This window comes from Sphingobium sp. PNB (genome assembly GCF_019873065.1).
GTDB classification, from domain to species: Bacteria; Pseudomonadota; Alphaproteobacteria; order Sphingomonadales; family Sphingomonadaceae; genus Sphingobium; species Sphingobium fuliginis.
Window position 1 is genome coordinate 1 of sequence record NZ_JAINEZ010000125.1, and the last position, 11261, is coordinate 11261.

Sequence of the window (11261 nt, forward strand, 5' to 3'; positions counted from 1 at the left end):
CGCCCTCCCACCCGCCATCACCCGGCCCTGCCTGCTGGATGCTCGCCATATTCCGTTCATGCCCGCATTCGGGGCGGCTGGCCACAGTTTATGGGCTTTTCATTGACTCTTAAGGCCTGCGCTGTTAGGCGCGCATTTCACCATTTCTCTTGGTTCAGGAGCGCCCGTTTGGCCCGCGTTACCGTCGAAGATTGCGTCGACAAGGTTACCAACCGTTTTGACCTCGTCCTGCTTGCCGCGCAGCGCGCCCGTGAGATTTCGGGCGGCGCCGAGCTGACTCTGGACCGTGATCGCGATAAAAATCCCGTCGTCGCCCTGCGCGAGATCGCGGAAGAGACCGTCCTGCCGGTGGATCTGCATGATTCGCTCGTCGCCTCGCTGCAGAAGGTGCAGATCGATGACGACGACACGCCGGACGAAATCGGCTCGATCGCCCAGTCGGCGGAGGCCCTGCGCCTGACCGCCGCCGCCCCGCCGCGCAACCAGAATATCGGCGGCGACTACGACGGCTGATCCAGTCACCAGTTTGGAGAGGGAATGAGGCCCGGCCTGCGCAAGCAGGACCGGGCCTCACCGTTTTGGATGCAGCTGGGCATGGCGTGCTTGGCCAATTGTCGCCACGGGTCGGTATGGCTCCTGCGAAGGCAGTGGCTCAGCGCCGCTTCCCGGGACTGCCTTGTGCGATCAGCCTCTAATGGGCCAAAACTCTCCTCCGAATGCCGGCGCAGCCGCCATTTCAGGGAACCGCCACGATCCCCCACGGCGCCGCCCCCACCGGGATCGTTCCCGTGACCTCGCCCCTGGCCAGATCGATCACGCTCACATTGTCCGAAAGGCCATTGGCCGCATAGGCCCGCGCCCCGTCGCCGCTGACCGCGACATGCCACACCCGCTTGCCCACGGGAACATAGGCGCGCACCTTGCGGCTCGCCACGTCGACCAGCGCGACATGATCCGCCCGCCCCAACGCCACCACCGCCGTCCGGCCGTCCGGCGTGAAACGGATGCCGCAGGGCAATATGCGATGCTCCGCCACGCCCGGAATGGCGAAATGCAGGGTCTCCACCACCTTGCGGGAGGCCGTATCGAGGATCTGCACCGTCCCGCCCACCTCCGCCGCGACCCACAGCTGCGCGCCATCGCCCGTGAACTCCACATGCCGCGGGCGCAGGTCGACGGGCGTCGCGTCGATCATCTCCTTCTTCGCCACATCGACCCAGTTGACGACATTCTCCTCCTCCGAAGTCACCGCGACCCACCGGCCGTCCGGGCTTTGCGCCACGCCCTCGGGCTCGCCGCCGACGTCGACCTGGAAGGCGACGGTCCGGTTCGCCAGGTCGATGGCGGTCAGCGCAGCATTGTCCTCATTGGCGACGAACAGCGTCCCGCCATCGCGCGAGAGGAAGAATTGCTCCGGGTCCTCCCCGGACGGCAGCTCCGCCACGACCTTCCCCGTCGCCCGCTCGATCACCTGCACCGCATGATCTGTCGATGCGCAGAGATAGATATATCTGCCGTCCTTCGACACGGTGATCCCCCGTGGCCGGCCGCCGACCGCCCAGGTCGCGATCACCTTCGCGCTGGCCGCATCGATCACGGTGACGCTGTTGCCCCGCTCGTTGGAGACATAGAGCGTCTCCGCCCACGCGCTCACTGGCTGCGCGCTCATCGGAACCAGCATCAACCCCGCCAGAATGATGCGCTTCATATGCCCCGATCCTCTCCGCCGTGCCTCGTTATGCGTCATGTTCCTGCGCATAAGCGCTTATGGCTCTATAGCGCGCACAGCGTCACCGGGATTGTACCAACGGCCAATAGGGACGCAAAGCGCGCTGCCCTACACTCGCCCCAATCAATTCGGGTGAGGATTTCGAGCATGAATCTGGGACGCATTTCGCTGCTGGGCGCCATCGCCATATTGGGCGCGACCACGGCAACCGGCCTGATGGCGCACGGCAATGTGACGCCACAGGCCGTCGACACCTCCGCCCTGCCGGACATTGGCGAGGAATGGCTTGCGAAAAACCCCTATAGCGGCAATGCCAAGGCGATAGAGATCGGCCAGTCCGCCTATGGCCAGAATTGCGCCCGCTGCCATGGGCTCGACGCGGAAAGCGGCGGCATCGCGCCCGACCTGCGCTATCTCGAACAGGGCGAATCGGGCGACCAGTGGTTCGTCGAACGCTTCCGCCACGGCTCCAGCCATGATGGGAAGGTCTATATGCCGCCCTTCGGCGACGTGCTGGGCCAGAAGGCCGGCTGGGCGATCCGCGCCTGGCTCGAAACCAAGTTCCAGGGCTAAAGGCCATGCTCAGCCGGCGTGGCCTGATCGGCGGAGCGGGCGCGGCGATGGCGCTGGGGCTTTGCCCCGGCATGACCCACGCCGCGCCGCTGGGCAAGGTCAAGGAACTGGGCGTGCTGCGCGTGGTGGTCTACAAGGACAACCGCCCCTGGTCCTGGGAGGAGGGCGGGAAACTGGTCGGCCTCGACGCCGACCTGGCGAGCGCCATTGCCGGGAAACTGGGCGTGCGCGCCGACCTCGCCCAGCTCGTAGCGGATGAAAGCGCCGACGACGATCTGCGCCATGGCGTGTGGAAGGGCGGGCTGCTGGGCTTCGCGCCGGGCGACCTGATGTTGCACGTCCCCTTCGACCGGACCTTCGCCGCCCGCAACGACCAGGTGGCGATCATCGCGCCCTATTATCGCGAAAGCTTCCGTTTTGCGGGTACGCAAAACGCCATCGATCTGGAAGCGCCGCCCACCGGCTGGCGCGGGCACAGGCTGGCGGCCGAACTCGACTCCATCCCCGATTTCTACCTGATCGGCTCCTTCGGCGGCATATTGGCGAAGGATGTGGCGCATTATCCCAGCGGCTCCGACGCGGTCGCGGCGGTGGCGGCGGGCAAGGCGGACGCCGTGCTCGCCAGCCGCGCCCAGATCGAGGAAGGGCTGCACCGCGGCGCGAAGGGCCTCACCCTGCGCAAGGGGCCGCTGCCCGCCTTCACCTCGCCCGGCTGGGACATCGGCATGGCGGTCAAGGAAAACAGCCGCACATTGGGCGATGCGGTGGAGGAGATTGTCGCCGCCATGGCCGCAAGCGGCGAGATGAAGGCGCTGTTCGCCACCTATGGCGTGCAGTGGACGCCCGCGCTGGCGGCAGGATGAACCCTGCCCTTTCCCTCCTCTGGAGGGGAAGGAGCCAAAGACGGAAGGACCGACCCAAGGTCCAATTGCTGCGCACAACGGGTGCAATAATCTGAAACAGTCGGGGGCGCGGAGCACGCCCTTTCAACAGAGGGAGGATGGAATGAAAGGACGTTTGACGCGAGCCCTGTCCGGCGCCGCGATCCTGGGCCTGGCGATTGCCGCCGCGCCATTGCTGGCCGAAGGCCCCACCGATGCGGACCTGATGAACGACGCGGCGACGCCCGGCGACGTCCTGACCTATGGCATGGGTCCGCAGGCGCAGCGCTTCAGCCCGCTGAAGGCGATCAACGCCTCCAACGTCGCGAAGCTGGTCCCCGCCTTCGCCTCCTCGCTCGGCGGGGAAAAGCAGCGCGGGCAGGAAGCGCAGCCGATCGTCTATGACGGCACCATCTACGTCACCGGCAGCTATTCGCGCCTCTTCGCCTTCGATGCGCGCACCGGCGAGGAAAAGTGGCAATATGACGCCCGCCTGCCCGAAGCGATCATGCCCTGTTGCGACGTGGTGAACCGGGGCGCGGCGATCTATGGCGACAAGATCATCTTCGCCACGCTGGACGCGCACATGGTCGCGCTCAACCGCCACACCGGCAAGGTCATCTGGAACAAGCAGACCGCCGATTATCAGGCGGGCTATTCCGCCACCGCCGCGCCGATGATCGTCAAGGGCAAGGTGATCTACGGCAACTCCGGCGGCGAATTCGGCATCACCGGCGCAGTGGAGGCCCGCGACGTCAACACCGGCGAACTGATCTGGCGCCGCCCGACGATCGAGGGCAATATGGGCACCCTCAACGGCAAGGATAACGGCATCACCGGCAAGACCAACGCCAGTTGGCAGGGCGACCTGTGGAAGACCGGCGGCGGCGCGACCTGGCTGGGCGGCACCTATGATCCGGAAACCAACCTGCTCTTCTTCGGCACCGGCAACCCCGCGCCCTGGAACAGCCATCTGCGCCCCGGCGACAATCTCTACACCAGTTCCACGCTGGCCATCGACCCCGACACCGGCGTCATCAAATGGCATTTCCAGACGACCCCGCATGATGGCTGGGACTTCGACGGCGTCAACGAATTCATCCCCTTCGACGCCACGATCAACGGCAAGCCGATGAAGCTGGGCGCGAAGGCCGACCGCAACGGCTATTTCTTCGTTCTGGACCGCACCAACGGCAAGTTCATCAGCGCCAACAAGTTCGTCGCGCAGACGACCTGGGCCAATGGCTTCAACAAAAATGGCCGTCCGAACTATAACGACGCCAACCGTCCCGGCGCGCCGGGCGAAGCGGCCAAGGGCCAGTCGGTCTTCGCCAGCCCCAGCTTCCTGGGGGGAAAGAACTGGATGCCCATGGCCTACAGCCAGGACACCGGCCTCTTCTACATTCCGTCCAACGACTGGGGCATGGACATCTGGAACGAGCCCATCGCCTACAAGAAGGGCGCGGCCTATCTGGGCGCCGGCTTCACCATTAAGCCCATTGCCGAGGATCATATCGGCGCGCTGCGCGCCATGGACCCCAAGACCGGCAAGATCGTCTGGGAATATAAGAACAAGGCGCCGCTCTGGGGCGGGGTGCTCTCGACGGCGGGCAACCTGGTCTTCACCGGCACGCCGGAGGGGTATCTGAAAGCCTTCGACGCGAAGACGGGCCAGGAATTGTGGAAGTTCCAGACCGGCTCCGGCGTGGTGGGCAGCCCCGTCACCTGGGAACAGGATGGCGAGCAATATGTGGCGGTGATGTCCGGCTGGGGCGGCGCGGTGCCGCTCTGGGGCGGCGAAGTCGCCAAGAGCTTCAAGGACATAAACCAGGGCGGCGCGCTCTGGGTGTTCAAGCTGCCCAGATAAGAGGACAAGAACGATGATCGTCATGGGACGCGGCAACCACATGCACTCCATTCCGGCGGTTCCGCCCGGCGCGATGCGGCTTGCCACGGCCCATGACTTGTCCGATGATCCGGGTCGAGGGGTGGGCCAGTATATGGGTGGCGAGGCAATCATGGAGCGGGTGCTGATCGTCGACGATCACCCCCTCGTGCGCGACGGGCTGCGCAGCGTGATCGCGATCAGCTTCGACAATTGCGACATCTTCGAGGCGGCAAGCATGGACGAGGCCGTCTCGCTGCTGGAGAAGCAGGATAATTTCGACCTCATCCTGCTCGACCTCAACATTCCCGACGTCCGCCGCCTGGACGGCCTGAAACTGCTGCGGGACCGTTTCCCGATCCTGCCGGTGGTGATGGTGTCGGGCGCCTTCGACCGCGCCATCGTGCAGGAGGCGCTGGCCGCCGGCGCGGCGGGCTTCATTCCCAAATCGCTGAAGCGCAGCGCCATCGTCGATGCGCTCCATCGGGTGGTGTCGGGCGAAATCTATCTGCCGGAGGCCATGGGAGAGAATGTCGCGCCCACGGCGGAGGAGGATGAGATCGCCCGCCGCATCGACAGCCTGACGCCGCAGCAGAAGACGGTGCTGGCGCATCTGGTGCGCGGGCGGCTGAACAAGCAGATCGCGCACGATCTGGGCGTGTCGATGACCACGATCAAGGCGCATGTCTCCGCCATCCTCCAGAAGCTGGGCGTGCTCAGCCGCACCCAGGCGGTGATCAAGGCCAATCAGGTGCATTTCCGCGCCGATTGAGCCCTTTTCCCCGATTTCTTCCCTTCTTCTCCAGCCGGTGGCCGGTTGTGTCGCCGCCCGGCGTCGGGCAGGATGGCGAAATGGTGGAGGCGACAGGGCAATGAGCGTCACGGTCCGGAAGGCGACGGTCGGGGATGCGGCCGCCATCGCCGCCATCTATGCGCACCATGTCCTGCACGGCACCGCCAGCTACGAGCTCGTGCCGCCGTCCGTTGCGGAGACAGTGGCCAGGATCGAGCGCGTGACCGGCCGGGGCTGGCCCTTCCTCGCGGCGTGCGACGGGGCGGAGGTGGTCGGCTATTGCTATGCGACGCAGTTCCGCGACCGGCCCGCTTATGCCTTTGCGTGCGAAAACAGCATCTATGTGGCGCAGGACCGGCGCGGCGGCGGCATCGGCCGGGCGCTGCTCGATGCCCTGCTGGACGCGGCCGGGGCTTTCGGCTTCCGCCAGATGGTGGCGGTGATCGGCGGCGGCGAACCCGCTTCGGTCGCGCTCCACGCCGCCTGCGGCTTCCGGCAGGTGGGCCGCCTCACCGGCATGGGCTGGAAGGCGGGCCGCTGGCTCGACACCGTCTACATGCAGATCGCGCTGGGCGGCGGCAATGCCACCGCGCCCGACGCCGCCCGGCCGTAACCGCGCGGCGGAGGGGGCAGCCGGGGCGATTGGTTATCGGCCGCAAATCTGCTATTCCTGATCCTATCGACGGCATTGGCCAGACCCGCCGCCCGCCCTTGTGCCGGCACCCGTTCCCGGCACCGCGCACGACGCCCCCCTGACCCATGTCCGCGGGCACAGGCCGATGGAGGATGTCATGGCGATTTCCCAAAGATTGCGCGGCTATATGGACCGCTGCGGCACCAGCTTCGACGAATGGCCGCATGAACCCTCGGCGGAGATGGCGCGGGCGGCGCAGGCGGCGCATGTCCCCGGCCGGCAGGTGGCGAAAGCGGTGCTGGTGCAGGCCGGCGACGAATATCTGCTGGCCGTCCTGCCCTCCTCCAAGCATGTCAGCTTCAACTTCCTGCAGCAATGGCTGGCCCGCGACGTCTCGCTGGCGGAGGAACATACGACCGCGGCGCTGTTCCCCGACTGCGAACTGGGCGCGCTTCCGCCGGTCGGCGCGGCCTATGGGCTGAAGACGATCATCGACGACGACATGCTGATGGATCAGGATGTCTGGTTCGAGGGCGGCGACCATCACACCCTCGTTCATATGAATGCGGAAAACTGGCGGCGGCTGCAAAAGGGCTCCGGGCATTTCGCGTTCAGTATTTAGAGAGGAAGGGGTGCCCCCTCCCGCGGCGGGAGGGGAGTCATGGTCCCCTTTCATCTAATAAATTCCACACTGTTATCGGAAAAATAACATGGCCTTCGCAGTTCCCCCTTCGCGGGGCATGGCCTAGAATCCGGTCCCGGAGAAGCTGAAAGGAATCGTGCAATGGACGCAAAGACGAGCAATGATCCGCTGGCCTGCCCCGTGAAGGAGCCTGCGGCGCTGCGATCCCTGCTGGGGCGCACCAACCGCGACTGGTGGCCGAACCAGCTCTCGCTCGACATCCTTCAGCAGAACGGCCTGTCCGGCAATCCGCTGGGCGACGATTTCGATTATGCGGCCGCCTTCAAGTCGCTGGACTATGACGCGGTGAAGAAGGACCTGACGGCCCTCATGACCGACAGCCAGCCCTGGTGGCCGGCGGACTATGGCCATTACGGCCCCTTCTTCATCCGCATGGCCTGGCACTCGGCGGGCACCTACCGCACCGGCGACGGGCGCGGCGGCGCCTCCTCCGGCTCGCAGCGCTTCGCCCCGCTCAACAGCTGGCCGGACAACGCCAATCTCGACAAGGCCCGCCGCCTGCTGTGGCCGGTCAAGCAGAAATATGGCCAGAAGCTGAGCTGGGCGGACCTCATGATCCTGGCCGGCAATGTCGCCATTGAATCGATGGGCGGCCCGGTCTTCGGCTTCGGCGGCGGCCGCGCCGACGTGTTCGAGCCGGAAAAGGACGTTTATTGGGGCACGGAGGAGTTCTGGGTCGGCCAGGAGGGCAATGAAACCCGCATCCAGCCGGAAAAGAACATGGTCCTCGAAAGCCCGCTGGCCGCGATCCAGATGGGCCTCATCTACGTCAATCCGGAGGGGCCGGGCGGCAACCCCGACCCGCTGCAATCGGCCCGCGACATTCGCGAAACCTTCCTGCGCATGGGCATGAACGATGAGGAGACCGTCGCGCTCACCGCCGGCGGCCACACCTTCGGCAAGGCCCATGGCGCGGGCGATGCATCGAAGGTCGGCAAGGAACCCGAAGGCGCCGACATCGCGCAGCAGGGCCTTGGCTGGCAGAGCGGCTATGAAAGCGGCGTGGGCGATCACACCATCACCAGCGGCATCGAAGGCGCGTGGACGCCGACGCCCCGGGCCTGGGACCACAGCTTCTTCCACATGCTGCTCGACTATGAATATGAGCTGGTGCGGAGCCCGGCGGGCGCCAAGCAGTGGCAGCCGGTGAACCAGAAGCCCGAAGACCTGGCCCCCGGCGCGCACAGCCCCGACAGGCGCGTGCCGACGATGATGACCACGGCCGACATGGCGTTCAAGATGGACCCGGAATATCGGAAAATCTCCGAGCGGTTCCGCAACGATCCCGCCGCGTTCGAGGATGCCTTCGCCCGCGCCTGGTTCAAGCTGTGCCATCGCGACATGGGACCGAAGGCCCGCTATCTCGGCCCCGAAGTCCCCGCCGAAGACCTGATCTGGCAGGACCCGATTCCGGCGGTCGACCATCCACTGGTCGACGCTTCGGACATCGCCGCGCTCAAGCAGAAGATATTGGCGTCCGGCCTCAGCGTCGCGGAACTGGTGACGACCGCCTGGGCGTCGGCCTCCACCTATCGCGGGTCGGACCATCGCGGCGGCGCCAATGGCGGGCGCATCCGGCTGGCTCCGCAAAAGGACTGGGACGTGAACCAGCCCGAACAGCTTTCCCGCGTCCTCTCCGTACTGGAGAAGATCAAGGCCGAGTTCGACAGTGCGGGCGCGAAGAAGATTTCGCTCGCCGACCTGATCGTGCTGGGCGGATCGGCCGCGATCGAGAAGGCGGCGGCGGATGGCGGGCGCAGCATCGAGGTGCCCTTCACCCCCGGCCGCGCCGACGCCTCGCAGGAACAGACGGATGTGCAGAATTTCGAGGTGCTGGAGCCGAAGGTCGACGGCTTCCGCAACTATCTGCCCGTGCCGTTCAGCGTGCCGGTCGAGGAACTGCTGATCGACCGCGCCCAGTTGCTGACCCTCAGCGCCCCGGAAATGACGGTGCTGGTCGGCGGGCTGCGGGTGCTGGGCGCCAATCATGGCGGGTCCGGCCATGGCGTGTTCACCGACCGTCCGGGGACGCTCAGCAACGACTTCTTCGTCAACCTGCTCGACATGGGCACGGCGTGGAAGGAGGTGGAGGGTCACAAGGACATCTTCACCGGCACCTGCCGCAAGTCCAATGAACAGAAATGGACCGGCACGCGGGTCGACCTGGTGTTCGGATCGAACGCGCAACTGCGCGCCCTGTCGGAAGTCTATGCCTCCGCCGACGCGGGCGACAAGTTCGTGAACGACTTCGTCGCCGCCTGGACCAAGGTGATGAACGCCGACCGTTTCGACCTGGCGGCATAAGGGGTCGGGCCGCTCCTTCGGGGGCGGCCCTTTCCACGGCGCCCTGCATGGGGTCGACGCTAAGCCTTTCGCTGAATTGAGCTTGCCCGCTTTTCATGCGACAGTGCCGCCGCCATGATGCGGAGACTCGCCGTGCATGATCATCTGAAGGATGCTGCCGAGGCAGCGGCCCTCACGGACAAGGAACTGGCCGCCATCCGCCGCAGGATGGGCGACCCGAAGAACCCGTCCGGGTTCGAGCAGGCCGTGCTGGACGAAATGGAAAGACGCCATCTGCAACCGCGCCACTGGTGATCGCCCCGGCGCTTGCTCCTGCGCCATGCTATTCCGCCAGGACGGTGCGCGGCGCGATCCCCAGCCCGCGCTTGATCGCGCGTTCCATCCGGCCGAAGCGGCTGAACTGGATGATCCAGGCTCCCCGCGCCCTGGGCGTAAGGTTGGCGCCGGTATAATGCAGGGTAAGCGGCGTATGGATGGTCAGCCCACCCGCCTCGATCGGGCATGCGACCCGCTCGCCGGCTTGCGGAACCGCCGCCTCCCGGCCCAAAGTGCCCGATATGCGCGTAAAGGGCCGATGCGGCATGACCCCGGCGCGATGGCTGCCGGGGACGAACTCCATGCAACCTTGCTCAAGGCTGGTGTCCTGAAGCGGAATCCACAGGTGGAGCCGGGCAAGGCCCCCGGCATGCGCCCCGCCGCCCAGCTTCCGATAGGCGATGTCCTGATGCCATGGCGTGGTCGTGGCGGAATGCCCGGGCTTGAAGATGATATGGTCGAAGGCGAAGTGCATCGGCCCCGCAATGGCATCGACCAGCCGCTGGCTCCGCACGAACACCTCGGTCGCCATCAGGCGCGGCGCCAGGTTGGAGGCATAGCGTATCTCATGCTGGCTGAGCCGCGCAGGGCCGGCGCCCGCCAGCCCGCGCCCCATGTCCATCCGGAAACGGTCGCCGGGACGGACAGGATCATCGAGCGCCGCGACCAGCAAGCGGTGGATTTCGACGATCTCCTCCACGGAACGGGCGGAAAAGGCGTCCCTGATCACGGTGAACCCATCCCGGATCAGTGAGGATCGAGCCGTCGCGACGTCGAAAGCGCTCATAGCCCGCTCCATGATGTGGGGGATTCAGCCTATCACCGATGGCAAGGACGGGCGATCAGTGGGAACACCTAAAGCATCCGACCGGATCGACTTTCAGCCCCGACAGAAACAACCGCCTATTTCAACATCGTGCGCAGCAAGGCGCGCAGTTGCGCAGGCTTCACCGGCTTGCCCAGCAGCGGAATGCCCCAGCCGTCCATCCGGGCCTTCAGCGCCTCGCCCCGGTCGGCGGAGATCATCACCGACGGCACCGCCCGCCCGAAATGGCCGTGCAACCGCTCGATCACGGCATCCCCTGTCTCGCCGTCGTTCAGATGATAGTCGACCAGGATGACATCGGGCGCCTCGCCTTCCGAAAAGGCGGCGACCGCCTCCGCGAATCCCCCGGCCGTCGCCACGGTACAGCCCCATCCGCCCAGCAGGGTCGACATGCCGGTCTGGATCGCCCGCTCATTGTCGACCACCAGCACCTTCAGCCCGCGCATCGACCGGTCGCTGCGCGGCGCGCTGCCCCCATCGCCCTCTTCCACCACCGCCTCGCCCTGCGGCACGCGGATGGAGAAGGTCGCGCCCTGCCCCGGCACCGATTCCAGCGTCACTTCATGGCGCAGCATGTCGCTCGCCCGGCGGACGATGGCGAGGCCCAGCCCCTTGCCG

At 66.1% G+C, this 11261-nt stretch carries 12 protein-coding genes; 9 read left to right on the forward strand and 3 right to left on the reverse strand.

The annotated features are described in order from the left end of the window. The first annotated feature begins 168 nt into the window (after positions 1-168). Complete coding sequence (gene rpoZ, locus K7W03_RS24955; RefSeq protein ID WP_007688625.1) at positions 169-513, forward strand: DNA-directed RNA polymerase subunit omega; 345 nt, start codon at positions 169-171, stop codon at positions 511-513. 223 nt (positions 514-736) lie between these two features. On the opposite strand, the gene K7W03_RS24960 is transcribed toward rpoZ, so the two are convergent. Continuing rightward, positions 737-1708, reverse strand: a complete 972-nt coding sequence (locus K7W03_RS24960) for a PQQ-dependent catabolism-associated beta-propeller protein (RefSeq protein WP_222887610.1) — start codon at positions 1706-1708, stop codon at positions 737-739. Between the two features lie 168 nt (positions 1709-1876). Between K7W03_RS24960 and pedF the strand changes: the two genes are divergently transcribed. From pedF to K7W03_RS25000, 8 genes are all read left to right on the forward strand, one after another. Next, entirely contained in the window at positions 1877-2302 is a 426-nt protein-coding gene (gene pedF / locus K7W03_RS24965) for a cytochrome c-550 PedF (protein WP_025551362.1), read from the forward strand. Positions 2303-2307: 5 nt separating this feature from the next. Next, positions 2308-3165, forward strand: a complete 858-nt coding sequence (locus tag K7W03_RS24970) for a substrate-binding periplasmic protein (protein ID WP_025551360.1) — start codon at positions 2308-2310, stop codon at positions 3163-3165. A gap of 142 nt (positions 3166-3307) precedes the next feature. Continuing rightward, positions 3308-5050 (forward strand): methanol/ethanol family PQQ-dependent dehydrogenase, encoded by a 1743-nt coding sequence (locus tag K7W03_RS24975; protein ID WP_044661020.1) that lies wholly within the window; start codon positions 3308-3310, stop codon positions 5048-5050. Between the two features lie 13 nt (positions 5051-5063). Continuing rightward, entirely contained in the window at positions 5064-5840 is a 777-nt protein-coding gene (locus K7W03_RS24980) for a response regulator (RefSeq protein ID WP_025551358.1), read from the forward strand. A 100-nt stretch (positions 5841-5940) separates the two neighbouring features. Further along, a complete protein-coding gene (locus K7W03_RS24985; protein ID WP_025551356.1) occupies positions 5941-6474 on the forward strand; it encodes a GNAT family N-acetyltransferase in 534 nt (177 codons plus the stop codon). A 178-nt stretch (positions 6475-6652) separates the two neighbouring features. Beyond that, positions 6653-7117 (forward strand): aminoacyl-tRNA deacylase, encoded by a 465-nt coding sequence (locus K7W03_RS24990; protein ID WP_025551354.1) that lies wholly within the window; start codon positions 6653-6655, stop codon positions 7115-7117. Between the two features lie 162 nt (positions 7118-7279). Further along, on the forward strand, positions 7280-9502 hold the full coding sequence (katG, locus tag K7W03_RS24995; RefSeq protein WP_025551352.1) for a catalase/peroxidase HPI: 2223 nt from the start codon (positions 7280-7282) through the stop codon (positions 9500-9502). Positions 9503-9634: 132 nt separating this feature from the next. Further along, positions 9635-9796, forward strand: coding sequence for a hypothetical protein (locus K7W03_RS25000; protein WP_162195987.1), 162 nt, complete (start codon positions 9635-9637; stop codon positions 9794-9796). Between the two features lie 28 nt (positions 9797-9824). Here K7W03_RS25000 and K7W03_RS25005 read toward each other — a convergent pair whose 3' ends face one another. Together K7W03_RS25005 and K7W03_RS25010 are read right to left on the reverse strand one after the other, a co-directional pair. After that, the gene (locus K7W03_RS25005) at positions 9825-10604 is read right to left on the reverse strand and encodes a phytanoyl-CoA dioxygenase family protein (RefSeq protein ID WP_158230070.1); all 780 of its coding nucleotides are present in this window, start codon (positions 10602-10604) and stop codon (positions 9825-9827) included. Between the two features lie 116 nt (positions 10605-10720). Beyond that, the coding region (locus tag K7W03_RS25010) for a response regulator (RefSeq protein WP_222887611.1) at positions 10721-11261 on the reverse strand (541 nt) is incomplete at its 5' end.

What these genes read in the sequence shown, in the direction of transcription:
- K7W03_RS24960 (WP_222887610.1), bottom strand. Translation starts at nt 1,708, where the DNA reads ATGAAGCGCATCATTCTGGCGGGGTTGATGCTGGTTCCGATGAGCGCG.
- pedF (WP_025551362.1), top strand. Translation starts at nt 1,877, where the DNA reads ATGAATCTGGGACGCATTTCGCTGCTGGGCGCCATCGCCATATTGGGC.
- K7W03_RS24970 (WP_025551360.1), top strand. Translation starts at nt 2,308, where the DNA reads ATGCTCAGCCGGCGTGGCCTGATCGGCGGAGCGGGCGCGGCGATGGCG.
- K7W03_RS24975 (WP_044661020.1), top strand. Translation starts at nt 3,308, where the DNA reads ATGAAAGGACGTTTGACGCGAGCCCTGTCCGGCGCCGCGATCCTGGGC.
- K7W03_RS24980 (WP_025551358.1), top strand. Translation starts at nt 5,064, where the DNA reads ATGATCGTCATGGGACGCGGCAACCACATGCACTCCATTCCGGCGGTT.
- K7W03_RS24985 (WP_025551356.1), top strand. Translation starts at nt 5,941, where the DNA reads ATGAGCGTCACGGTCCGGAAGGCGACGGTCGGGGATGCGGCCGCCATC.
- K7W03_RS24990 (WP_025551354.1), top strand. Translation starts at nt 6,653, where the DNA reads ATGGCGATTTCCCAAAGATTGCGCGGCTATATGGACCGCTGCGGCACC.
- katG (WP_025551352.1), top strand. Translation starts at nt 7,280, where the DNA reads ATGGACGCAAAGACGAGCAATGATCCGCTGGCCTGCCCCGTGAAGGAG.
- K7W03_RS25005 (WP_158230070.1), bottom strand. Translation starts at nt 10,604, where the DNA reads ATGAGCGCTTTCGACGTCGCGACGGCTCGATCCTCACTGATCCGGGAT.